The sequence below is a fragment of the Micromonospora sp. MGP-C2 genome, assembly GCF_057766525.1.
This window is the reverse complement of the sequence record NZ_JBYMEN010000002.1, coordinates 4,480,286-4,502,875: the sequence shown is the minus strand read 5'-3', so window position 1 is coordinate 4,502,875 and position 22,590 is coordinate 4,480,286. Positions and strand designations below refer to the sequence as shown.

General features: G+C 70.8%; 20 protein-coding genes and 3 tRNA genes. 12 read left to right on the top strand and 11 right to left on the bottom strand.

Annotation, left to right across the window (positions count from 1 at the left end; genetic code table 11):
* Positions 1–140: 140 nt before the first annotated feature.
* From AC3CF1_RS20655 to AC3CF1_RS20630, 6 genes are all read right to left on the bottom strand, one after another.
* The gene (locus AC3CF1_RS20655) at positions 141–1,763 is read right to left on the bottom strand and encodes a glycoside hydrolase family 13 protein (RefSeq protein WP_488451067.1); all 1,623 of its coding nucleotides are present in this window, start codon (positions 1,761–1,763) and stop codon (positions 141–143) included.
* Between the two features lie 140 nt (positions 1,764–1,903).
* Positions 1,904–2,791: a carbohydrate ABC transporter permease gene (locus AC3CF1_RS20650; protein WP_088950972.1), complete on the bottom strand. Its 888-nt coding sequence runs from the start codon at positions 2,789–2,791 to the stop codon at positions 1,904–1,906.
* Positions 2,792–2,802: 11 nt separating this feature from the next.
* Positions 2,803–3,759 carry a carbohydrate ABC transporter permease gene (locus tag AC3CF1_RS20645; RefSeq protein WP_088950971.1) on the bottom strand — a complete coding sequence of 319 codons (957 nt, stop codon included), beginning with the start codon at positions 3,757–3,759 and terminating at the stop codon, positions 2,803–2,805.
* An 88-nt stretch (positions 3,760–3,847) separates the two neighbouring features.
* Positions 3,848–5,227 (bottom strand): ABC transporter substrate-binding protein, encoded by a 1,380-nt coding sequence (locus AC3CF1_RS20640; RefSeq protein ID WP_088950970.1) that lies wholly within the window; start codon positions 5,225–5,227, stop codon positions 3,848–3,850.
* 333 nt (positions 5,228–5,560) lie between these two features.
* Positions 5,561–6,565 (bottom strand): LacI family DNA-binding transcriptional regulator, encoded by a 1,005-nt coding sequence (locus AC3CF1_RS20635; protein ID WP_488451065.1) that lies wholly within the window; start codon positions 6,563–6,565, stop codon positions 5,561–5,563.
* Positions 6,566–6,669: 104 nt separating this feature from the next.
* Positions 6,670–8,145, bottom strand: coding sequence for a dihydrolipoyl dehydrogenase family protein (locus AC3CF1_RS20630; RefSeq protein WP_354982097.1), 1,476 nt, complete (start codon positions 8,143–8,145; stop codon positions 6,670–6,672).
* A gap of 91 nt (positions 8,146–8,236) precedes the next feature.
* Here AC3CF1_RS20630 and AC3CF1_RS20625 point away from each other — a divergent pair, with 91 nt between their 5' ends.
* The gene (locus AC3CF1_RS20625) at positions 8,237–9,313 is read left to right on the top strand and encodes a serine hydrolase domain-containing protein (RefSeq protein WP_488451064.1); all 1,077 of its coding nucleotides are present in this window, start codon (positions 8,237–8,239) and stop codon (positions 9,311–9,313) included.
* Here the strand turns inward: AC3CF1_RS20625 and AC3CF1_RS20620 are convergent, their stop codons facing one another.
* Positions 9,314–10,639: a cryptochrome/photolyase family protein gene (locus AC3CF1_RS20620; protein ID WP_488451063.1), complete on the bottom strand. Its 1,326-nt coding sequence runs from the start codon at positions 10,637–10,639 to the stop codon at positions 9,314–9,316. It lies immediately after the preceding gene.
* On the bottom strand, positions 10,636–11,559 hold the full coding sequence (locus AC3CF1_RS20615; RefSeq protein WP_088950966.1) for a phytoene/squalene synthase family protein: 924 nt from the start codon (positions 11,557–11,559) through the stop codon (positions 10,636–10,638). Before AC3CF1_RS20615 ends, AC3CF1_RS20620 begins: the two co-directional genes overlap by 4 nt.
* A 65-nt stretch (positions 11,560–11,624) precedes the next feature.
* Here AC3CF1_RS20615 and AC3CF1_RS20610 point away from each other — a divergent pair, with 65 nt between their 5' ends.
* From AC3CF1_RS20610 to AC3CF1_RS20575, 8 genes are all read left to right on the top strand, one after another.
* Positions 11,625–12,767 (top strand): polyprenyl synthetase family protein, encoded by a 1,143-nt coding sequence (locus tag AC3CF1_RS20610; protein ID WP_354982100.1) that lies wholly within the window; start codon positions 11,625–11,627, stop codon positions 12,765–12,767.
* 28 nt (positions 12,768–12,795) lie between these two features.
* A complete protein-coding gene (gene crtI / locus AC3CF1_RS20605) occupies positions 12,796–14,277 on the top strand; it encodes a phytoene desaturase family protein (protein WP_088950964.1) in 1,482 nt (493 codons plus the stop codon).
* Positions 14,274–14,894 (top strand): isopentenyl-diphosphate Delta-isomerase, encoded by a 621-nt coding sequence (gene idi, locus AC3CF1_RS20600; protein WP_354982102.1) that lies wholly within the window; start codon positions 14,274–14,276, stop codon positions 14,892–14,894. The genes crtI and idi overlap by 4 nt, the downstream gene beginning before the upstream one ends.
* Entirely contained in the window at positions 14,884–15,828 is a 945-nt protein-coding gene (locus AC3CF1_RS20595) for a MerR family transcriptional regulator (RefSeq protein WP_488451062.1), read from the top strand. The genes idi and AC3CF1_RS20595 overlap by 11 nt, the downstream gene beginning before the upstream one ends.
* Positions 15,829–15,903: 75 nt before the next feature.
* Positions 15,904–16,692, top strand: coding sequence for a polysaccharide deacetylase family protein (locus AC3CF1_RS20590; RefSeq protein WP_354982103.1), 789 nt, complete (start codon positions 15,904–15,906; stop codon positions 16,690–16,692).
* 154 nt (positions 16,693–16,846) lie between these two features.
* A tRNA-Glu gene (locus AC3CF1_RS20585) sits at positions 16,847–16,919 on the top strand.
* Positions 16,920–16,950: 31 nt separating this feature from the next.
* Positions 16,951–17,024: transfer RNA gene (locus AC3CF1_RS20580), tRNA-Asp, on the top strand.
* A gap of 102 nt (positions 17,025–17,126) precedes the next feature.
* A tRNA-Phe gene (locus AC3CF1_RS20575) sits at positions 17,127–17,200 on the top strand.
* A gap of 289 nt (positions 17,201–17,489) precedes the next feature.
* Here AC3CF1_RS20575 and AC3CF1_RS20570 read toward each other — a convergent pair.
* Positions 17,490–18,656 (bottom strand): hypothetical protein, encoded by a 1,167-nt coding sequence (locus AC3CF1_RS20570; protein WP_488451061.1) that lies wholly within the window; start codon positions 18,654–18,656, stop codon positions 17,490–17,492.
* A 165-nt stretch (positions 18,657–18,821) separates the two neighbouring features.
* On the opposite strand from AC3CF1_RS20570, the gene AC3CF1_RS20565 reads away from it, so the two are divergent.
* Positions 18,822–19,346, top strand: coding sequence for an SRPBCC family protein (locus AC3CF1_RS20565; RefSeq protein ID WP_354982105.1), 525 nt, complete (start codon positions 18,822–18,824; stop codon positions 19,344–19,346).
* A 13-nt stretch (positions 19,347–19,359) separates the two neighbouring features.
* On the opposite strand, the gene AC3CF1_RS20560 is transcribed toward AC3CF1_RS20565, so the two are convergent.
* Positions 19,360–20,067 (bottom strand): DUF2786 domain-containing protein, encoded by a 708-nt coding sequence (locus AC3CF1_RS20560; RefSeq protein ID WP_488451060.1) that lies wholly within the window; start codon positions 20,065–20,067, stop codon positions 19,360–19,362.
* A gap of 126 nt (positions 20,068–20,193) precedes the next feature.
* Here AC3CF1_RS20560 and AC3CF1_RS20555 point away from each other — a divergent pair, with 126 nt between their 5' ends.
* Entirely contained in the window at positions 20,194–20,634 is a 441-nt protein-coding gene (locus tag AC3CF1_RS20555) for a hypothetical protein (protein ID WP_099849712.1), read from the top strand.
* Between the two features lie 57 nt (positions 20,635–20,691).
* Here AC3CF1_RS20555 and AC3CF1_RS20550 read toward each other — a convergent pair whose 3' ends face one another.
* Complete coding sequence (locus tag AC3CF1_RS20550) at positions 20,692–21,081, bottom strand: hypothetical protein (protein ID WP_488451059.1); 390 nt, start codon at positions 21,079–21,081, stop codon at positions 20,692–20,694.
* A 155-nt stretch (positions 21,082–21,236) separates the two neighbouring features.
* Here AC3CF1_RS20550 and AC3CF1_RS20545 point away from each other — a divergent pair, with 155 nt between their 5' ends.
* The gene (locus AC3CF1_RS20545) at positions 21,237–22,580 is read left to right on the top strand and encodes an ABC transporter substrate-binding protein (protein ID WP_488451058.1); all 1,344 of its coding nucleotides are present in this window, start codon (positions 21,237–21,239) and stop codon (positions 22,578–22,580) included.
* Positions 22,581–22,590 lie beyond the last annotated feature (10 nt).

The window sequence follows — 22,590 nt, the reverse complement described above, 5'->3', positions numbered from 1 at the left end:
CGCTCTCCCTTTCGTCAGGCAGGCCAGATCCCCCCGTGTCGGTGCGGCGTGGCGCGTCTCCCCCTCGTTTCTCCTTTCCTTTGGTGGTGTGGTGCCGGCGGCCGGGACGGGCCGCCGGCACCACGGCGAGCAGAGTCAGGTCAGGCCGGGCCGTCCGCCCCGCGCGGCCCGTCGGTGGATTCGGTGGTACGCAGCCACACGGCGGTGTCGGACGGCAGCAACCCGTCATCGAGTGGCCCGCTGGCCAGCAGCAACCGCCCCTGGGCCGGCATCGGAACCGGCGTGTCGGACAGGTTGACGAGGCAGGTGAAGCCACCGCCACGGCTGAAGGCGAGCACCCCGTCCGGGGCGGGCAGCCAGGTCAGCTCACCGTCACCGAGCGCCGGGTCGGCCTTTCGAGCCCGGATCGCCGCCCGGTACAGCTCCAGCATCGAAGCGGAGTCGCCGGTCTGCGCACTGGCCGTCCGGTCCTTCCAGTCGGCAGGCTGGGGCAGCCAGGGCGCTGCGGCACCGGCGGGGCTGAACTCGAAGGGCGGCTCGTCACCGGCCCACGGCAGCGGTACGCGGCAGCCGTCCCGACCCGGGTCGACCCGGCCGGACCGTTCCCACATCGGGTCCTGACGCAACGCGTACGGGATGTCCTCGACCTCGTAGAGGCCCAGTTCCTCGCCCTGGTAGACGTAGGCGGCGCCGGGCAGCGACAGCGACAGCAGCGCGGCGGCGCGGGCCCGGCGGGTGCCCAGCTCAAGGTCGGTGGGGGTGCCCTCGCGCTTGGCGGCGAAGCTGAACCGGGTGTCCGCCCGACCGTAGCGGGTGACGTGTCGGGTGACATCGTGGTTCGAGAGCACCCAGGTGGCCGGCGCGCCGACCGGCGCGTGCGCGTTCAGCGTCCCGTCGATGCTCTCCCGCAGCGCCGACGCGTCCCAGGCGCAGCCGAGGAAGTCGAAGTTGAACGCGGCGTGCAGCTCGTCCGGGCGCAGGTAGTTGGCGAACCGCTGCCGGTCCGGCAGCCACACCTCACCGATCAGGGCCCGCTCGCCGGGGTAGGAGTCGGCGACCCGCCGCCAGCCCCGGTAGATGTCGTGCACCCCGTCGAGGTCGTGGAAGGGGTGCGCGTGGTCCGGCCGGACCTCGGGCAGCTCCCCGTCCTTGACCAGGAGCCCGGCCGAGTCGATCCGGATGCCGTCCACGCCCCGGTCGAACCAGAACCGCAGGATGTCCTCGAATTCCGCGCGTACCCGGGGGTGGTCCCAGTTGAAGTCCGGCTGCTGCGGGGCGAACAGGTGCAGGTACCAGTCACCGGGGGTGCCGTCCGGGTTGGTGGTGCGGGTCCAGGTCTCGCCGCCGAACTCGCCGATCCAGTCGGTGGGCCGCTGGTCGCCGTTCGGGCCCCGGCCCGGCCGGAACCAGAACAGGTCCCGCTCGGGCGCGCCGGGCCCGCCGGCGAGCGCCGCCTGGAACCAGGGGTGCGCGTCGGAGCAGTGGTTGGGCACCACGTCGACGATGGTCCGGATGCCCAGCGCGTGTGCCTCGGCGATCAGCGCCTCCGCCTCGGCCAGGCTGCCGAAGACCGGGTCGATGTCGCGGTAGTCGGACACGTCGTAGCCGGCGTCGGCCATCGGCGAGGGATACCAGGGACTGAACCAGATCGCGTCGACGCCGAGCGCGGACAGGTGGTTCAGCCGGGACCGGATGCCGGCGATGTCACCGATGCCGTCGCCGTTACCGTCGGCGAAGCTCCGGGGATACACCTGGTAGATCACGGCTCCACGCCACCACGGACTTCTGTCAGCTGTGGACACGAGCACCTGCTTTCTGCGTCAGTACGTCGGCGTGTTCGCCGGACCTAGATATGTGTCGGGCGAACGGGCGTTGTTCGCCGCGCGGGAGGATGCGCTGGTGGCTATCCCTTGATGCTGCCCGTGGTCAGACCGGACATGATGTTCCGTTGGAAGATCAGGAAGATGATGACAGTCGGGATCGCGGCGATGACCGACGCGGCGATCACCACGTTCATCGGTGTGCCGCCGGCGAAGGTGTAGATGCCGACGCTGACCGTCCGGGTCTCGGGCGAGGGCATGACCAGCTTCGGCCAGAGGAAGTCCTTCCACACCGCCGTCACCGCGAAGATCGACACGACGCCGAGGATGGGGCGCGACAGCGGCAGGATGATCGACCAGAGGGTACGCAGGGACGACGCCCCGTCCATGAGGGCCGCCGCCATCAGCTCCTCGGGAATCGAGTCGAAGAACCGCTTCAGCAGGAAGATGTTGAACGCGTTGGCGACCATCGGCAGCCAGATCGCGAACGGCGAGTCCAGCAGGTTGATGTGCAGGATCGGCAGGTCCAGCACTGTCACGTACTGCGGGACGATGAGGACCATCGCCGGGATCATCAGAGTTCCCAGCATCAGGGCGAGGATCGTGTTGCCGAAGATCGGTCGAAGCTTGGACAGCGAGTACGCTGCCGCGCTGTCGAAGACCAGTTGGAACAGCACCGCGCCGATGGCGTAGTAGAACGTGTTGAACAGCAGCTTGGCGAGGGCCAGGTTGTTCCACGCGTCGATGTAGTTCTGCGGCTGGGGATCCTTCGGGAACAGCGAGGGTGGGGTCTGCGCGATCTCCTGGCCGGACTTGAGCGCGCCGGTGACCATCCAGTAGAGCGGCCCGAGGAAGACGAGCGTGAACCCCGCCACGACGACGATCAGCAGCGTCCAGTAGATGACCTTGCCGCGCCCCCGGCTCAGCTGGGAGTGGGAGATGAGGGTCCGGGTTCCGGAATCCTGTGCCATTCCTCGCCGTCCTAGTCCTGTTTCGCAGTCAGCCGCACGTACACGGCGGAGAAGCCGGCCAGCACCACGAGCATGATCACGCCCAGGGCGGCGGCGCCGTTGAGGTCGTTCTGGAAGAACCCGTGCTGGTAGATGAGGTACGCCACCGAGGTCGCCGAGTCCTCCGCGCCCGCGCCGTTGGCGAGGATCAGGGGCTCGATGAAGAGCTGCATCGTGGCGACGATCTGCAACATCGCCAGGAGCGCGAGGATCAGCCGGGTCTGCGGGATCGTCACGTGCCGGATCCGGCGCCAGATCCCGGCGCCGTCGAGCTCCGCCGCCTCGTACAACTCCCCGGGGATGTTCTGCAACGACGCCAGGTAGATCAGCACGGCGCCGCCCATGTTCATCCAGGTCGACGCGACCACCATCGCCGGCATCGTCATCTCGGGCGACTGCATCCACTGCGAGGTGGGCAGGTGCAACGCCTTGAGGATCGCGTTGAAGAGCCCGGCCTCGCTGGGGTCGTACGCGTAGAACTTGAAGAGGAACAGCGCCGAGGCCGGCGGCAGCATCACCGGCAGGTAGACCAGGATCCGCAGGTAGCCCTTGGCGTGCCGGAACTCGTTGAGCAGGATCGCCACGAAGAACGGCACCGCGTACCCGAGGACGAGCGCGAGCACCGTGAAGTAGAAGGTGTTCTGCCAGGCCGTCCAGAAGCTGGGGTCGGCGATGATGCGGGAGTAGTTGTCCCAACCCACCCAGGTGGTCTCGCCGCGCCGGGTCCGCTGGAAGCTCATGACGATGCCGCGGACCATCGGGTACCAGGAGAAGACGACGAAGCAGAGCACCGCGCCGATCAGGAACGCGTGCCCGGTGAGGTTGTCCCGTACCTTTCGGCCGAGGCTCGTACGCTGCGGCCTCGCCGAGTACGGCGACGGCGGGCGGCCCGGTTTCCTGGGGGTCTCCGGGACGGTGGTGATCGCCAAGGCAACTCCTGGGTGAGTCGGTGACGTCGACGATGCGGCGCGGGTGGTGTGGGGGCCGGGTCGGCGTACCGGCCCCCACACGCTCAGGTCAGCTCTCCGCGGTGAGGAGCTGGTTGACCTTCTCCTCGGCGGTCTTGAGCAGGGCGTCGATGTTCGAGTTCGGGTTGGTCAGCACACCGGACATCGCGGCGTCGAGCACCGCGTAGATCGCCTGTGCGTTGCGCGGCTCACCCTTGATCGGCACCGGGGTCGCCTCGAAGAGAGCGAAGTTGGCGGTGTCGACGTTCGCGTTCGCCTTGCGCAGCTCGAGCTCCTGCTTCTGCGCGTCGCTGCCGTTGGCGAAGAGCAGCGGCTGGGGCAGACCCACCGGGTAGTTCTGCGGCTTGGCCCGGACATAGTCGAACTGACCCTTGCCCGGGGTGAGCTTCTGGTACGCGATCCACTTCAGGCCGGCCTTGACCTGCTCGGGGGTGAGGTCCTTCTTGAAGAAGTAGCCTTCGCCACCACCGAGCGTCCCCTTCGCTGCGCCGTCCTGGCCGGGCAGCGGGGCCATCGCCCAGTCCTGGAACTTGCCCTGGAACTGGCTGACGATCGCCTGGGTGGCGTCCGGCGCCCCGATGAACATGCCGACCTTGCCCGCGCCGGCGTTGGTCAGCAGGTCGCCCCACTGGAGCAGCTGACGGGCACCCATGCTGTTGTCGCCGTACCGCATGTCCTTGATGTTCTGCAGGACCTGCTTACCCATGGCGTTGTTGAAGTCGGCCTTCTTGCCGTCCGGGGTCAGCACCTGGCCGCCCTGTGAGTAGAGCAGGGAGGTGAAGTGCCAGCCGCCGGTGTTGCCGGCGCTGTACTCCGAGTAGCCCGCGATGCCGTTGCCGAGTGCGGAGATCTTCTTGGCGGCGGCCCGGACGTCGGCCCAGGTCTTCGGCGGGTTGTTGACGTCGAGCCCGGCCTGCTGGAACAGGACCTTGTTGTAGACCAGACCCATCGAGTAGTTCTTCACCGGAACGGCGTAGAGCTTGCCGCCGTCGGTGAAGACGCCCTTGAGTGCCGGGTCGACGCTGTCCCAGGTGGGGATCGTGTCCTTGCTGACCTGGGAGGTGATGTCCATGGCCTGACCGGAGTCGAGCACCTGCTGGAGATCGGTCATGTATCCGTAGAACACGTCAGTGACGGTGCCGCCGGCGAGGCGGGCGGTGAAGTCCGGCGGGTTGTTGCACTGCTCACCGACGCTGACGCTCTTGATGACGATGTCCGGGTTCTGCTTCTGGAACTCGGCGACGTCGTCGTTCCAGTTCTTCAGCAGCTCTTTCTGCGCGCCGACCGGCTGGCAGTCGACAGTGATGGTGACCTTGCCGCCCGCTGTCGCGTCCTTGTCGTCACTCTTCGTGGAGCATGCCGTGAGGCTGAGCCCCAGGCCGGCCACGAGCGCAACCGCCGCAGCCTTTCGGTATTGCGGTACGGACATCTGTCCATCCCTTCGGGAACGGGTGTCTCCAATGACCTTCGCTGATCTGCGGTGATGCGACCTGACGCCCAGTAGCTGCGGCGGAGCCAGGTGTGAGTGGAGTCACTGTAGCGAGGGGGACTCATTTCGGCAAGGTATCGACCCTGTTCCGAAAGGACACGACGTGATTACGGCAGATGTTGGCAAGCGCTTGAAAGCAGCCAGATATGCAGGCTTTTGGTCCCTTATGGCGGGTCATTCGGCGAGATCGATGCCGCTCCCGACGGGCAACGACGAAAACGGCCGCCGACCGCATGGAGCGGTCGACGGCCGGAGCGTCGTCTGGTGTGGTGCCTAGCGACCCGGGGCGGGAGCGGTGGAACCCCGCACCACCAGCTCGGGCTCGAACAGCAACTCGTCGTGCAGGACGCCGGCACCTTCGATCTGGGTGACCAGCAGATCCACCGCGGCCTGCCCCATCGTCTCGATCGGCTGCCGGACCGTGGTCAACGGCGGGTCGGTGCAGGTCATGAACGCGGAGTCGTCGTAGCCCACCACCGACACGTCGCCAGGCACCGAGCGACCCAGCCGCCGGGCCGCACGGATCGTGCCCAACGCGAGCACGTCGCTGGCGCAGATGATGCCGGTCACGCCTCGCTCGACCAGCTTCGTCGCGGCGACCCGCGCGCCCTCCATGGAAAAGCTGGAACGCTCGACGCACTCGGCGTCACCCTCGTCCCAGCCCGCGGCCCGGATCATCGCGTCCAGTTTGCGCCGGGACGGCACATGCCCCTCCGGGCCGAGCACCATCCCGATCCGTTCGTGCCCGAGCGAGCGCAGGTGCCCGTACGCCTGCTCCACCGCCACGGCGTCGTCAGTGGAGACCCGGGGGAAGCCCAGCTCGGCCACGCCTGCGTTGACCAGCACGACCGGAAGACCCCGATCGGTCAGCCGACGGTAGTGGTCGTGTTTGGCGTCGGCGAGCGCGTACGAACCACCCGCGAAGATCACGCCGGAGACCTGGTGGTCGAGCAGCATCTCCACGTAGTCCATCTCGGAGACACCGCCGATGGTGCGGGCACAGAGGGCGGGGGTGTAGCCGCGCTGCGCGAGAGTCCCGGTGACGACCTCGGCCAGCGCCGGGAAGATCGGGTTCTGCAACTCGGGCAGCACCAGCCCGACCAACCGGGCGCGCTCGCCGCGCAGTTTGGTCGGCCGCTCGTAACCGAGCACGTCCAGCGCGGTCAGCACGGCGGTGCGGGTCGTCTCGGAAACCCCGTCGCGGCCGTTGAGCACCCGGCTGACGGTGGCCTCGCTGACGCCCGCCTTCTTGGCAACTTCAGTCAACCGCTTGGTCACGGTCGCAATCGTACGTCACCAGGATGAAAGAAATGAACAGAAAAGTGCCCGTCATTTGCTGGCTTGCTGCCGGATTCTTCCGACATCTACCACCGGGGCGGGCGTCAGGACAGGTCGTGCAACGCCGACTCGATGGCCCGGTGGAAGGTCGGGTACGCGTAGATCATGTGCCGGAGCTGGCTCAGTGGCACGGCCGCGTGCACCGCCACGACCAGCGCGGAGAGCACCTCGCCGCCGGCCGGGCCGACCGAGGTCGCGCCGATCAGCACGCCCTGGTCGGCGTCCGCGACGAGCTTGATGAAGCCGTCGTCGCCGAGCCGGTGGATCCAGCCCCGGGTCGAGCTGCCCAGCTTGGTGAAACCGACCTGCACGTTGATGCCACGCTCGCGGGCCTGCTGCTCGGTGAGCCCGACCGCTCCGACCTCGGGATCGGTGAAGGTCACCCGGGGCAGTGCGCGGTAGTCGGCTCGCGGGACGGTGCCGGCCGACCCACTCGACCCGCTGGCGGCCAGCGAGCTGGACGCGCCCATCGCACCGCCGACCACGCTGGAGGTCCCGCTGGCGTCCGCTCCCGCACTCGCCTGCCGGGCACGGGCCAGGATGTCGGCGATCACGATCCCGGCCTGGTACATGGCGATGTGCGTGAAGGCGCCCTCGCCGGTGATGTCGCCGACCGCCCAGACCTGGTCGGTGACGTGCAACCGGTCGTCGACCGGCAGGTAACGCTGGCTGGCGTCCAGGCCGATCGTGTCCAACCCCAGCTCGGTCAGGTGGGCCTTGCGCCCGGTCACCACCAGCAGACGGTCGGCGGTGAACGCCGAACCGCCGCTGCCGCGCAGTGTGAACCGGGTGCCGTCGTGCTCGACCCGCTCGGCGCGTACCCCGGTGTGGATCTCCATGCCGTCGGCGCGCAGCGCCGCGGCGGCGACCTCGGACGCCTCCGGTTCCTCGACGGCCAGCACCCGGTCGAGCGCCTCCACCACCGTGACCCGGACCCCGAAGCGGGCGAAGACCTGTGCCAGTTCCAGACCGATAGCGCCGCCGCCGAGCACCAGCAGCGACTCCGGCAACTCCTCGACCTCGATCGCCTGGTGGTTGGTCCAGTACGGAGTGTCGGCCAGGCCGTCGATCGGTGGCACCGACGGCCGGGTCCCGGTGCCCAGCACGACCCCGTGCCGAGCCTGGAACACCTGGTCACCGACTCGGACCCGGCCAGGGCCGTCGAGGCGGCCACTTCCTCGGACGAGCCGGCCGCCCAGGCCCGTGAACCGGTCGGCGGCAACCGTGTCGTCCCAGGTGTCGGTGGCCTCCTCGCGGATGCGCTTGGCCACCGGCGCCCAGTCCGGTTGGACCTGCGCCGTCCCGGCCAGCCCGTCGACCCGGCGCGCCTCGGCCAGGGCGTTGGCCGCCCTGATCATCATCTTGCTCGGGATGCAGCCCCAGTAGGGGCACTCCCCGCCGACCAGATCCCGTTCGATGCCGACGACGCTCAGGCCGGCCTCGGCGAGCCGCTCGGCCACCTCCTCGCCGCCGACCCCGAGCCCGACCACGACCACATCCACCAGCTCCGGCTCTGCCACCCCGACAGCATCCCCCAGCGACACCAGCCCGACCACCAGGGTCGGAGAAAAGTCGGCACCCTCACCGGTCCGGGACGCCTACCGTGGCGGGATGCACGCACGCTTCGCACCGGTCCGGGACTGCTTCCACGACCTGCTCACCTCCGGCCGGGAGACCGGTGCCGGCCTGGTCATCTGGTACGACGGTCAGCCCGTCGTCGACCTGATCGGCGGAACCCGGACGGCTGCCGGGTCGGACGGCGAGCCGTGGCGGCCGGACACGCTCGTCAACGTCTACTCGGTCGGCAAGCCGGTGGCCGCGCTCTGCCTGCTGATGCTCGTCGACCGGGGGCAGGTGGACCTCGACGCACCCGTCGACCGGTACTGGCCGGAGTTCCGCACACCCGCCACCGTGCGTCAGGTGTTGTCGCACACCGCCGGGCTACCGGCCTTCCCGGTACCCCGACCGGCCACCGCGATCGCCGACTGGACGCTCCTCACCAGCGACCTGGCCGCCGCCGACCCCGAGTGGTCACCGGGCTCGGTGGCCGCGGAACACGCCTGGACGTACGGGCACCTGGTGGGCGAGGTGGTGCGTCGGGTCGACGGGCGGTCGGTTGGCCGGTTCCTGGCCGAGGAGATCGCCGACCGGTGGCAGCTCGACCTCGGCTTCGGGCTGGCCGACGCGGATCAGCGGCGCTGCGCCGACCTGCGCTACGGCGACCCCGGGTGGCCAACCCGGGCGCTCGGTGAGCCAGGCTCACTGCGGGCGCGCGCGATGGGCAACCCGGCCGGTGGGCAGGACCTCGCCGTGCTGAACAGCCCGCTCTGGCGTGCTGTGGAGATGCCCGCGGTCAACCTGCACGCCACCGCCTCCGGCCTGGCCCGGCTCTACGCGGGTCTGCTCGCCGGGGGTGTCCTGGACGGAGTCCGTCTGCTCAGCCCCGAGCTGGTGGCCGAGGCGACCCGGGTCCAGTACGACGGGCCGGACCTGCTGCTGGACCGCCAGGTCCGATGGACGCTGGGCATGCAGTGGGAGCCGGACGGCAGTTGGGGCATGGGCGGCCTCGGCGGCAGCAGCGCGTGGGCCGACCCGGAGCGCGGCTACGCCTTGGGATACGCCACGGCGCACCTCGCCGAGCACGACCGGGTGGACGAGCTGGTCGAGGTGTTGCACTCCTGCCTCTGATCAGCGCAGCCAGACGGGGTTGGTGCCCGGCACCGAGAGCGGCGGCGGATAGTCGAGTGTCTGGCGGAGCGCGTCGGGCAGACGCCACGGTTGGTGCACGGCCTTGCCCTGCACCTTCGCCAGCTCCGGCACCCACCGGCGCACGTAGTCGCCGTCCGGGTCGTACCGTTCGGCCTGCCGGACCGGGTTGAACCCCCGGTACGGCTTGGTGTCGTTGCCGGTGCCGGCGACCCACTGCCAGTTGCCGGAGTTGTTGGCCACGTCCCCGTCGAGCAGCCAGCGGAAGAAGACGGCCACCCCGGGCCGCCAGTCCTGCCCGAGGTGCTTGGTCAGGTAGCCGGCGGTGATCAGCCGGGCCCGGTTGTGCATCCAGCCCTGCGTACGCATCTGCCGCATTCCGGCGTCGACGATGGGCATGCCGGTCCGACCCTCGGCCCAGGCCGCCAACGCGTCGTCGTCGTAGCGCCACTGTTCGGTGGCGCCTCGCCGGTACGCCGACGTCGAGATCTCCGGGAAGGCGGCGGTGACCTGGTAGTAGAAGTCCCGCCAGCAGATCTGCCGGACGAACGGCCCGGACCGGTCCCCGGCCCGGTTGGCCACCGCCAGTGGGGACACGCAGCCGAACCGCAGGTACGGACTGAGCCGGGACGTGTCGTCGCCGGCCATGTCGTCGTGCTGATCGTCGTAGCGGCCCAGGTCGGGCAGCCAGTCGGTGAGCCGCTGCCGGGCGACCCGCTCGCCGCCGACCGCCGCGTCGGGCGAGTCCCCGGCCGGCGGCTTCGGCAGACTGCCCACGCTCACCCCGCCCGGCAGCTCCACCCGGTGCGGCGCGGCCAACTCCGTACGCCACTGACTGGCCGCCCAGGCCCGGTGGTAGGGGCTGAACACCCGGTAGTGGTCGCCCCCGCCACCGGGCCGCAACGCGCCCGGCTCGACCACTGTCAGCCCGGGAAACAGTCGCAGGTGCAGCCGGTGCCGCTCACACTCCGCGCGCAGTCGTCGCTCGCGGCGCCGGGCGTAGTGGCTGACATCGGCGGAGAGCGCGACGGCGGTGGCGTCGACCTCGCCGGCCAACCGGATCGTCTCGGCCACCGGGTCGCCGTGGCGTACCACCAGGTCACCACCGCGCTCGCGCAGCTCGGCCCGCAGTTCGGCGAGCGCCTGGTGCAGAAACCGGGTGCGGTTGGCCGACAGGCCGGCCAGTGCCGGGTCGAGCACGTACAGCGGAACCACCCGGTCGAAGGCCGCGCAGGTGGTGGCCAGCGCCGGGTGGTCGTGCACCCGCAGGTCGCGGGTGAGGAGCACGATCGCGGTGCTTGCGGTCACCGGGTCTGCGGGTGGACCGTCGGCCCGGGGATGGTGACCGGCGTACCGGTCGAGGTGAGCAGAGCCCGTGCGGCCACCGCCATCCGTCGCCGCTGCGGCACCAGGGCCCGCCGGGTGAAGACGTCGTAGTCCTGCGCGGCCACCTCGTCGAGGATGCCGCCGTACAACGCGTACGCGGTGCGCATGCAGGCCTGCGAGGCTGGCGCCAGCATGGTGATGCCCGGCGCGGCGGCGGCGTAGTGCGCCTGGGCGCGGGTCACCTCGTACTCGATCAGCTCGCGGGTCCGGGGCGTGCCGCGGCCCCGGGCGCAGGCCTCGGCCAGCTCCTCGCGGGTGACGCCGAACTTCGCCAGGTCCTCGTCCGGCAGGTAGGTGCGGCCCCGGTCGAGGTCCTCGGCGACGTCCCGGATGAAGTTGGTTAGTTGGAACGCGAAGCCGAGCTGCCGTGCCGGCTCCCGTGCCGCCACCGGGTCGGAGGTGCCCAGGATCGGCAGCATCATGGTGCCGATGACCGCCGCCGAGCCCTCCATGTAGTCGAGCAGGTGGTCGTAGGTCGGGTACGAGGTGACTGTCAGGTCCATCGCCATGCTCTTCAGAAACGACGCAAAGTCGTCCCGGTCGAGGTCGAAGACGGCGATGGTGTGCAGCACGGCCGGCAGCAGCGGGTCGTCGACCGACGCACCGTGCAGGCCGGACACGAATCGGCTGGCCCAGTCGTCGAGGCGGGCGGCACGCTCGACCTGCGGTAGGTCCTCGGTGCGGTCGACGATCTCGTCGGCGTACCGCGTGAACCCGTAGAGGGCGTGGACATGTCGTCGTTTCCAAGCGGGGAGCAGCCGGGTGGCGAGATAGTAGGTGCGGCCGTGGCGTTTGTGCAGCTCACGACACCGGTCATAGGCAGCGGTGAGATCAGTGTCCACCGGCCCTCCTTAATTTATCGACGCACCAATCGACGCAACTCGTAGCCTAGGGTACGCTCAGTCGCATGGCCAACGACGCAGTTGCGGGCAATGCGACCCGTGTGGCGCAGCGGGGGCCGGGGGACGGTGACGATCCGGTCCGCGCCGTTCTGGCCGCGTACACCCATGACCTGATCACCGCGGTCGACGAGACCCTGGCTACCTTCCTCACCGCCGAGGTCGACTCCCTCACCGAGATCGACATCTCGATGGGCCGCTTCGCCGCCACCGCGAGGGAAGCAGTCCTCGTGGGCGGCAAGCGGATCCGCTCCACGTTCGCCTACTGGGGGTGGCGCGGGGCGGTCGGCGGCACCGAGGCGCTACCACCCGTCCTGCCCGCGCTGGCCGCGCTGGAGCTGCTGCACACCTTCGCCCTGGTGCACGACGACGTGATGGACGCGTCCACCACCCGCCGGGGCCGGCCCACCGCACACGTCGCGATCGCCGAACAGCACATCGCCGCAGGCCACCGGGGCGATCCCGGCCGATTCGGCGAAGCCGTCGCCGTGCTCATCGGTGACCTCTGCATGGTCTGGGCCGACCGGTTGATGGCCCAGGCCACAGTCCCGTCGGCCCGGCTGTTCGAAGTGCGGCGCTGCTATGACCAGATGCGGGTGGAGACGGTCGCCGGGCAATATCTCGACGTGCTCGGCGAGAACGACCCGGCGAGCTGGTCGGTCAACCGGGCGCTGCGAGTGGCCCGCTACAAGACCGCCAGCTACACCGTCCAGCGGCCACTGCTCTTCGGGGCCTGCCTGGCCGGGGTGCCTGTCGACGACGCGCTGGTCTCCGCGTACACCCGCTATGGCCTTGCCGTCGGCGAGGCGTTCCAGCTCCGCGACGACCTGCTCGGCGTCTACGGCGATCCCGCCGACACCGGCAAGCCGGCCGGCGACGACCTCCGCACCGGCAAGCCGACCACGCTGCTCATGCTGGCCCGGGAGCTGGCCACGCCGGCCCAGCTCCGGGCGATGGATCGGGCCGGCGACGGGCCGGTCGACCGGCTCGCCGAGCTGGTCGAGGAGACCGGCGCGGTGGCCCGGGTGGAGCGGATGATCGCCGAGCGGGTGAGTGACGCACTGGCCGCGCTCGACGCCGCACCAGTGGACCGGACGGCGCGGACCGCGCTGACCGGGCTGGCCACCGCCGCCACCAGCCGGCGGGCCTGATGAGCGACTTTCTGGAAGAGGTGGTCACGTGCGGACGGTGACAGGACGGACGGACCGGGTGGTGGTCGTCGGGGCCGGGCTGGGCGGGCTCGCCTGCGCGCTGCACCTGGCCGGCAGCGGCCGGCAGGTGACAGTGCTGGAACGCGAGCCGGTGCCGGGTGGGCGGGCCGGCCGTCTCGGGGTCGACGGCTACGAGTTCGACACCGGCCCGACCGTGCTCACCATGCCCGACCTGATCGCCGAGGCGCTCGGCGCGGTCGGTGAGGAGCTGGACGACTGGCTCGACCTGACCCCGGTCGACCCTGCCTACCGGGCGTACTACCCGGACGGTTCCACCCTCGACGTGCTCACCGACACCACCCGGATGGCGGCGGAGATCTCCCGGGTCTGTGGGCCGCGCGAGGCCGACGGCTACCTGCGTTTCGTCGACTACGCGCGGGAGCTGTGGCGCCTGGAGCGCGCCGACTTCATCGAGCGCAACCTGGACGCGCCGACCGACCTGATCACCGGCAACCTCCTCAAGCTGCTTGCCAGCGGCGCCTTCCGGCGACTCCAGACGAAGATCAACCAATTCTTCCGGGACCCGCGTACCCAGCGGATCTTCTCCTTCCAGGCGATGTACGCCGGCCTCGCCCCGCACGACGCGCTGGCCATCTACACGGTCATCGCGTACCTGGACTCGGTGGCCGGGGTCTACTTCCCGCGCGGCGGCATCCACGCGGTCTCCAAGGCGATGGCCGGCGCGGCCGAGAAGCACGGCGTGCAGATCCGGTACGGCACCACGGTGACCCGGGTCGAGACCGCGAACGGCCGCGCCACCGGCGTGATCACCGCCGACGGCGAACTGGTGCCGGCGGACGTGGTGGTGCTCAACCCCGACCTGCCGGTCGCCTACCGGGACCTGCTCCCCGCCGCCCCGCAACGCCGGCTCACCTACTCACCGTCCTGCGTCGTTCTGCACGTCGGCTCCCGACAGGGTTATGAAAAGATCGCCCATCACAACATCCACTTCGGACGAGCGTGGAAGGGCACCTTCGATGAGGTCATCCGGCGGGGTGAGCTGATGACCGACCCGTCGCTGCTGGTGACCAACCCGAGCCGGACCGACCCGTCGGTGGCCCCACCCGATCGGCACACCTACTACGTGCTGGCTCCCGTGCCCAACCTGCACCGGGCCCCGTTCGAGTGGCGCGGCGACCTGACCCGGCGCTACAGCGACCAGCTGATCGGCACCCTGGAGGAGCGCGGCTACGTCGGCTTCGGTGCCGGCGTCGAGGTGCTGCGGGCGATCACCCCGGCCGAGTGGGAGGACCAGGGCATGGCCGCGGGCACGCCGTTCGCCGCCGCCCACACCCTCTTCCAGACCGGCCCGTTCCGCCCGTCGAACCTGCACCGCAAACTGTCGAACGTGGTCTTCGTCGGCTCCGGGACCCAGCCCGGCGTCGGCGTACCGATGGTGCTCATCTCCGGCAAGCTCGCCGCCGGCCGGATCACCGGGGAAGGGCGATGAGCAGCCGCGAGGACCACCTCGTCGAGCTGGTCGACGAGAACGGCGAGGCCCACGGCGAGACGACCGTCGCGGCCGCGCACCAGGCTCCGGGGCAGTTGCACCGGGCCTTCTCGGTGCTGCTGGTCGACTCGGACGGCCAGGTGCTGCTCCAGCGGCGCGCCGCCGTCAAGACCCGGTTCCCGCTGCGCTGGGCCAACGCCTGCTGTGGCCACCCCCAGCCCGGCGAGTCCCTCGCCGAGGCGGCCAACCGGCGGCTACGCGAGGAGTTGGGCGCGGGCCCGGTCGAGCTGACCGAGGTCGGCGTCTACGTCTACTACGCCGAGGACCCGGCGACCGGTCGGGTCGAATTCGAGTACGACCACGTGCTGCGGGGCGATTTCCTGCCCGGGGCCCCGCTCCTGCCGGACCCGGACGAGGTCGCCGAGCTGCGGTGGGCCGATCCGACCGCGCTGGAAGCCGAGCTGGATCTCGACCCCCGGTCGTACGCGCCCTGGCTGGGCGGGGTGGTGAACCGGCTGCTGCACCCCTCGGGCCCCACGTCCGGCGCACCCGGCCTGGCCGTGACCCCGCCTGCTCTGTCGGCGGATGACTCGGCGGAGCGGTCGGGTGGTCGATGAGGCGCTGAGCGCGGGCGCGGTCGCACGCAGGTTGGGAGTCGCGGTGACGACCCTCCGCACGTGGCACCAGCGCTACGGGCTCGGGCCCAGTGAGCACATCCCCGGTCACCACCGCCGGTACACCCCGACCGACCTGGCCCGTCTCGAAATCATGCGACGGCTCACCGCCGAGGGGGTGAGCCCCGCCGAGGCGGCTCGCTGGGCTCGCCAGGCACCGGATCCGACACCCAACGGCACCATCACCCCCGTCCGGATCCCCCCGTCCGGCCGCGACGGCGGTGGCACCATCCCGGTCGGCCGCGCCGGCCCGGCAGCCCGTGGTCTGGCCCGCGCCGCCATGCGGCTGGACGCGGCGGCGATCAGCGAGACGATCGCGCACGCCCTCGCCACCGTCGGGGTCGTCGCCACCTGGGAGGGTCTGCTGCGCCCGGTGCTGGCCGGCATCGGCGAACGCCACGCCGCCACAACCGGCCTGATCGAGGTGGAACACCTGGTGTCCCGCTGCGTCTCGGAGGCTCTCGCGGCGGCCAGTCGGGCCAAGGTTCCCACCGGGCCGGCCCGGATCCTGCTCTCCTGTGCCGACGAGGAACAGCACACCCTGCCACTGGAGGCGTTGGCCGCCGCGCTCGCGGAGGCCGGGGCCAGTTACCGGATGCTCGGCGCCCGGGTGCCGGTGGCCGCTCTCGTGGAGGCGGTCAACCGGACCGGTCCGGCCGCCGTGGTGCTCTGGTCGCACACCCGGGCCACCGCCGATCCGTCCCAGCTCAGCGCGTTGCTCGCCGCACCCCGCCGCCCGTTGTTGGCGCTCGCCGCCGGCCCCGGCTGGCGCGCCGACACGCTGCCCGCCGGGGTGGTGCGGCCGGTCGACCTGGCCGAGGCGGTCTCGCTCGCCGTCGCGGTCCGTGACTCCCTGGACCAGTCGAGGCGTGACTGATCGCACTGTTGCCCGGTGATCGCGTGAACTACCGTCGGGCGGGTCCGCCTACCCCGACCCTCCGGGAGCGAGCAGATGCGAGCCCGCGCCTTCCTGGCGTCCGTCCTCGCCGTGGCGCTGGTCTTGTCCGGCTGTGCGGGGCCGGACCACACCATCGCGCCCGCCGGCGCGCCGCAGCCGGCGGAGTCCACCACTGCGCCCACCCCCACGCCGTCACCGCATCCCACGGTCGCCAAGCCACCCAAGCCGCCGCTGCGGCCGCTGCCGGCCAAGCTCCCTGCCGGCCTGCGGCGCAACAGTGGCGTACACCCGGTGGTCCTGACCTTCGACGACGGGCCCAACCCGACCTGGACTCCCAAGGTGCTCGACCAACTGCGGGCAGCCAAGGTGACCGCCACGTTCTGCGTGGTAGGTCGCGAGGTGCAGCGCCATCCGGAGCTGGTCCGGCGGATCGTCCACGAGGGGCATCAGCTCTGCAACCACAGTTGGCGGCACGACCTCGACCTGGCCCGACGCCCCGTCAACGAGATAAAGGCCGACCTGGAACGCACGAACAAGGCCATCCAGGCAGCGGCGCCCGGCGCCAAGGTGTCCTTCTATCGGCAGCCGGGCGGCCGGTGGACGCCGGAGGTGCTGGCGGTGGCGAAGGGTCTCGGCATGCGCCCGCTGCACTGGTCGGTCGACCCACAGGACTGGGACAAGCCGAACGCCGCCACGATCGGCAAGCGCATCCACACCGCCGCCCGCCCCGGCGCCATCGTTCTGCTGCACGACGGGGGTGGCGATCGGGCCGCGACGCTCGCCGCCTGCCCCCACCTGATCGCCGACCTGAAGAAGCGCTTCGGCATCACCAAACTCCGCTAGACCGGATTTGACCTGCTGTTATGTCTCTTCCGAAGCACTTGCGGATACCGATTTTGTCGACCGACCGGGCATCACGTATGCTTTCCAAGCCTCCGGCGGGGCCGGATGGGAGCAAGTCCGCTTGAAGTTGCGAGTGTGCAATGATGGCGGGGCCGCCCTCATCGTCTAGCGGCCCAGGACGCCGCCCTTTCAAGGCGGTAGCACGGGTTCGAATCCCGTTGGGGGCACGACCGGCGCAAGTCGGAGCAACACAAGCTAGGTCCTGTGGAGCAGTTGGAGTGCTCGCCGCCCTGTCAAGGCGGAGGTCGCGGGTTCAAGTCCCGTCAGGACCGCAGCGCTGACGCCGCGCCTCGCGCGGCGTTCTGCGTATCGGAGCAGGTCGCCCTGCCACCGGTTCGTCCGGTTGCCGGGTAGCATGAGCCGAGCAGCGATACGGCCAGGTAGCTCAGTTGGTACGAGCGTCCGACTGAAAATCGGAAGGTCGGCGGTTCGACCCCGCCCCTGGCCACATAGCCTTTCGCCGGGCTACAGAGGTCCCCACCAGCGGAAACGCAGGTGGGGATCTTGCTGTTTACGGCTGCGGACCGGCCCGCCACGGGTGTGATCCACTCGACTTCCCGGAAATCGGGGCATCGGAAGGTGCCCGATACCGCGCTTTCCTGAAAAGCGAGTCGATCATGCCTGAGTCGCGCCGATCGGTCGCGCGGACCGGCTGCGCGGACCGGCTGCGCGGATCGGCTGCGCGGATCGGCTGCGCGGACCGGTCGCGCGGCGTCGCTGGTCCGCCTTGCCCGGCGTCACTCGTCTCGGCGCCCCTGCTGGCGGTGCTGCGCCACGCCGCTCTGGATCGCCTCCCACACGCTGCGCCCGGCCTGCCGCAGGGTCTCCCCCGCCTGTTCGGCGAGCTGCGCTGCGCTCTGCGCCCCGCCCAGCAACCCACCACCGCCGTCACGATCGCCGGATGGGCTTGGCCCGGGGCCCGCCGACTGGTCTGGTCGGCCCCCACGCTCCCCGGTGGACGACCCCGCCGGACCCTCAGCGCCCCGGTCCGCGCCGGCCGGCCGTTTCCCGTCACCCGGGCCCGCGGCCCGCTGACCCTCGGGGTGGTGTCGCTCGCCGTGCCGCTGCCCCTCGGGGTGGCGCGACTCCTCGTGCCGCTGCTCCTCAGCGTGGCGTGGCTCCTCGTGCGGTCGGCCTTCCGGAGCCCGGCCGCCCTGCGGCCCACCGGACTCCGGCTGCGACTTCTGGCCCGGCCCGGGGCCACCCGCTTGAGACCCGGGTCCGCCCGCACTGGGTCCCGGACCTCCGGCATGGGGCCCAGGGCCCCCAGGACCCTTCCCCGCGCCGCCGGGCCCCGCCCCAGGCCGACCCGGACCAGCCCCCGGCCCACCCGAACCTGGCCCGCCCGGACCCGCCCCTGGCCCACCCGGACCCGGCTGACCCGGACCCGGCCCCGGCCGACCGGGGCCTTGCTGGGCGCGGTCGACGGCCCCGACCACACCGACCTGCTGACCAAACTCCTGGAGTACGCCGTTGGAGCGCCGCGCCGACCCCCGCACCTCAGCGGCCCCCATCGACCCCGGGGCCAGCTGCTGCGCGCTGCGGTTCACGTCGTCGACGGTGGTGACGGCCGTCCGGGCGAGCGCCTCGATGATCTCCGGGTTGGCGTCGAGTGTGTCGAGCGCCCGGCCCAGGATCCTCGTCAGCTGCTCCAGCCGCACCCGCAACTGCGCCTCGGCTTGCACCCCATTGATGTCCAGCTCGCCGCCGTTCAGGTGCACCCGTACGCCGGCGTCGACCTGGAGCAGGTTGGCCACCCGGGCCCGCAGCGACAGGTCGGCGTCCAGGCCGTCGACGGCCAGTCGGATCGAGTCGACGGAGACCTTCGGGATGTCGAGCAGGACGTCGGGGTCCGCGCTCTCGACGTTCCGGTCCGGCCCTCGCTGTTGCGCGCTCTCGCTCATGATCTCCCGCCCCGCCTGCACAACGTCCCGGTCGTCCGGGCGTTCGGCGCGCTTACCCGCTTTCCGGCGGGGCATCCCGTCCGTGACGAGTCGGCGACCCTCTGTCTGGAACCGGGCACCGCGCGAAGCTGCACACGCGGGCATCAGCCGGTATGGTCCGGGCCTATGGGACAGGAAATGACTGATCCGGCCGACATCCGGCAGGACGTCGACCGGTTCTCCCTACGGTGCAGTCTCCTCGTCCCGGGCGCCGCCGAGCACGCGTTCGCGGTGTTCACCGACGAGCTGACTGACTGGTGGGTCACCGAGTACACCTGGTCCGGCCCGGACGCTCTCGCGGAGCTGGGCATGGAGCCGCGCGCCGGCGGGATGCTCTACGAGATCGGCCCGTACGGTTTCCGCGCCGACTGGGGTCGGGTGCTCACCTGGGATCCACCGCGGCGGCTGGTCTTCGTCTGGCAGATCGGCCCCGACCGGGCGCCGGTGCCGGACCCGGCCCGGGCCAGCGAGGTCGAGGTGCTGTTCCTTCCCGATGGGCCAGAGCGCACCCGGGTCGAGTTGGAGCACCGGCACTTCGACCGGCACGGCGAGGCTGCCGAGGGTTATCGCAAGGCGCTCACCGCCGGCTGGCACGAGCTGCTCACCCGCTACGTCGCCACTGTGTCACGCGGCCCCGGCACTTCCGCCTGACGGGCGCACGGAGTCACCGACCGAGCTGCCGGTCGCCAGCGGAGCGGCCGCCGAGGTCCCGACCACCCAGGTTGGCGCGTTGGCCGGCCTCCGCCCCCGAACCGAAGCCGGTGCCGCCGAGCCGGCGCGGCGGTGCGGTGCGCAGCCGCGGGTATTCCTCGGTGAGCCGTCGCTGCACCCGGTCGGACCGGTCGGCCAGCACCAGCGCCACCGACGGCGTGCCTGACTCGCTGGCCGCCGCCGTCTCGGCCGCCCAGAGCCGACCCCCGATCACTTTCGCGAAACCGGCGAGCCAGGACCGGCGGAAGGCGGCGGGGTGGTCGTCGGCCGGCACGGCGGTGGCGGCCAGGCCGTGCGCCGCCTGTACGAGCAGTGAGGTGAAGAGCAGGTCGACCCGTTCCAGGTCGCTGGCGAAGCCGAAGAGGTGCAGCGCGAAGCCGTTGCCCTGCCGGCGGCGTACGCAACGGCAGCGCAGTGGCTCGGCGACCGCGGCGAGCAGGCCGACCTTGTCGCGGGCGTACGGGGCGACGATGTCCAGCACCCGGTCACCGACGGGGTCGGTGGTCGGGTCGCGGACGGCGAGCAGCGCCCGGTCCACCCCGTAGCGGGCGATCAACTCGGTCGCCTTGGCGGTGAACGCGGCGGCCTCGGCGGGCGTACAGGCCGGGTCCTCGGCCTGGGCCAGCAGCTTGCGCACCTTGCTGAGCATCGCCTCGGACATGCCTACAGAGCTACCACACGGGCCGGACATCACGGGGTCACGGCGCCATTGATCGATACGTATCATCGTCACGGTCGGATGATCAGTCCAATACGGACGGTCAGTCACCCGCTTTCGGAGGCACGCATGTCATCCCCGACCGCTCGCCTGCTCGCCGTCGCCACGGCCACCACCCTGCTCTTCGCCGGCACACCCGCGCAGGCGGAGCCGACAACACCGACCGCACCCGTCAGCTCCGGGGCGAACGCGTTCGCCCCACTCGCCACCTGTTACGGCGGGGCGGTCCGGTCGTACTTCGAGACGGGCCGCTACGGCGGCTCGGCCGGCCAGTACCGCACCACGACCCGCTGTCGCGACATCAACGTCCGCAACGCGAGCGTGTACGCCACCGAGGCGTGCGTGATCTTCGTGGACAAGACGAGTGCCTGCAACTACTGGACCTACCTGCCGGCCAACTCGGGCTGGATCACGGTGGCGACCGACGTCCGGGACGGGGTCAACTTCCGGGTCCGCTTCGAGAACCTGCGCTACGAGTACGAGCCGCTGATCGCGTACCACGCGTTCTGAGTGGTCCGCGCGGTCGCGGCGTCCGCCCCCCGACGGACGCCGCGAGCCGGCGGCCGGTCACCCGGCACGGCTGCGCAGGGTGGCGATCGTCGAGCCGGCGAGCGTGAGCAGGCAGTCGGGCAGCAGCCCGTCGGCTGCCGCGGCACCGAACAGCGCCTCCCCGGTCGGCTCGTCCCGGTTGGCGTACGCGCTGACGAAGCGGGCCACCCAGCGGGTGTCATACTCAGCCTGGTCGATTCCCGGGAAGTCCAGGGCCGCACCGCTGGTCGCCGGAGCGTCACCGAGCATCGTCGCGGCCAGGCACCACGCGACCCCGTACGCGCCGCTCAGGCCGGCCCGGTCGACGACCGCGTCGAACGCTCCCACCACCGCTTCTCCATCCCCGGTCAGCGCCGAGTGGAGCACGGCGGCCGCGTCGTCGAACGTCTGCTGTGGTAGGTCCGTCACGCAGCGCACAGTAGGACGCCCGGTCAAGGGCTCCGACAACCGTCACTGTGCGTGTTCAAGGCGAGCTACCTGCGCTTTACGCCACCTCCACGGTCCCGCGGCCGGCCTCGGCACGCTAATGTGCGCAGCGGACCTTCGCCGGAGGAAGGACGACCATGCTCGTATCACGCCGCTCGCGGGTGGCCTCACTGGCCGCCTGCGCGACGATCCTGCTCGCCACAAGCGCTTGCGGGGATGACAAGGCCAAGGAGACCAGCGCCCAACAGGTGCGCCTCTACGGCACGGACGGCAACATGCTCAACACCTACCCCGCGGAGTTGAAAGAACGCGCAGGTCTCGTGGATGGGATGAAGGGCACCACGCCACTCGTTCCGCTACCCGAGGACTTCAAGGGCCGGCTACGGGCCGTCGATCCGGCGCTGACGGACTACGTGTACTCGGCCGAGACGTACGACGCGGTGGTGATCGCCGTGCTCGCCGCGCAGCTGGCCGGAAGCACCGACCCGGCTGCCATCGCGAAGCAGATCGTCGCGGTGACCAACGACGGGCAGCGCTGCGAGGACCCGGTCAGCTGCCTCACGCTGGCCCGCAACGGGCAGGACATCGAGTACCGCGGGGTTTCGCTGACCCGGGCGGGCTTCACCGACAAGGGTGAGCCGGCCACCGCGAGCTACGCCACGCTGACCTTCGACGGGCAGCAGATCAACGACGGCAAGACCGAGTTCGTCGGCGCGGGCATCGAGTCGGCGGCGAGCACCAAGACGCCACCGAAGCCGAAGAAGCAGCGCCCTGGCGGCGACCCCGAGCAGGAACCGTTGATCCTGGGTGGTCTGCTGCCGAAAACCGGTGACCTGTCGATCGCCTACCCGCCGATGGCCGCCGGCGCCGCGCTGGCGATCAAGGAGATCAACGCCGCCGGCGGCGCACTGGGCAAGCCGGTGACGTGGCTGGACGGCGACGACGGCACCAACCCGGACGTGGCCAAGGCGACGGTGGCCCGGCACGCGGCGGCTGGCGTCAGCGTGATCATCGGCGCTGGTGGTTCGGGCATCTCCCGGGCCGTGCTGCCGAACGTGGTGCAGGCCGGGAAGATCCTCTTCTCCCCGTCGAACACCGACAGCAGCCTGACCGACGTGGACGACCAGGGCCTCTACTTCCGCACCGCCCCACCGGACAGCCTCCAGGGCCGGGCGTTGGCCGACGTCATCCTCCGCGACGGTTCGCAGAAGATCGTCATCGTGGCTCGCAAGGACTCCTACGGTGAGGGCCTCCAGGGCACCGTCCGTGAGGAGCTGGAGAAGGCCGGTATCGCTGCCGATCGACTCAAGCTGCTGACGTACGAGCCGCCGGCCGACGCCAAGGCGGCACCCGTCGACTTCAGCCGGGGTGCGAAGGAGATCAAGGACTTCGGCGCGGACGCCGTGCTGATCATCGGCTTCGGCGAGTCCGCCCAGGTGATCCGCGGCCTGGCCGACGCCGAGGTGCAGATCCGGCAGTAGCACGACCACA

Excerpts from the sequence above, each read along its gene's own strand:
- AC3CF1_RS20625 (WP_488451064.1), top strand. The coding sequence starts at position 8,237 with ATGCACGCACGCTTCGCACCGGTCCGGGACTGCTTCCACGACCTGCTC.
- idi (WP_354982102.1), top strand. The coding sequence starts at position 14,274 with ATGAGCAGCCGCGAGGACCACCTCGTCGAGCTGGTCGACGAGAACGGC.
- AC3CF1_RS20560 (WP_488451060.1), bottom strand. The coding sequence starts at position 20,067 with ATGTCCGAGGCGATGCTCAGCAAGGTGCGCAAGCTGCTGGCCCAGGCC.
- AC3CF1_RS20555 (WP_099849712.1), top strand. The coding sequence starts at position 20,194 with ATGTCATCCCCGACCGCTCGCCTGCTCGCCGTCGCCACGGCCACCACC.
- AC3CF1_RS20590 (WP_354982103.1), top strand. The coding sequence starts at position 15,904 with ATGCGAGCCCGCGCCTTCCTGGCGTCCGTCCTCGCCGTGGCGCTGGTC.
- AC3CF1_RS20650 (WP_088950972.1), bottom strand. The coding sequence starts at position 2,791 with ATGGCACAGGATTCCGGAACCCGGACCCTCATCTCCCACTCCCAGCTG.
- AC3CF1_RS20565 (WP_354982105.1), top strand. The coding sequence starts at position 18,822 with ATGGGACAGGAAATGACTGATCCGGCCGACATCCGGCAGGACGTCGAC.
- AC3CF1_RS20545 (WP_488451058.1), top strand. The coding sequence starts at position 21,237 with ATGCTCGTATCACGCCGCTCGCGGGTGGCCTCACTGGCCGCCTGCGCG.
- AC3CF1_RS20570 (WP_488451061.1), bottom strand. The coding sequence starts at position 18,656 with ATGAGCGAGAGCGCGCAACAGCGAGGGCCGGACCGGAACGTCGAGAGC.
- AC3CF1_RS20640 (WP_088950970.1), bottom strand. The coding sequence starts at position 5,227 with ATGTCCGTACCGCAATACCGAAAGGCTGCGGCGGTTGCGCTCGTGGCC.
- AC3CF1_RS20610 (WP_354982100.1), top strand. The coding sequence starts at position 11,625 with ATGGCCAACGACGCAGTTGCGGGCAATGCGACCCGTGTGGCGCAGCGG.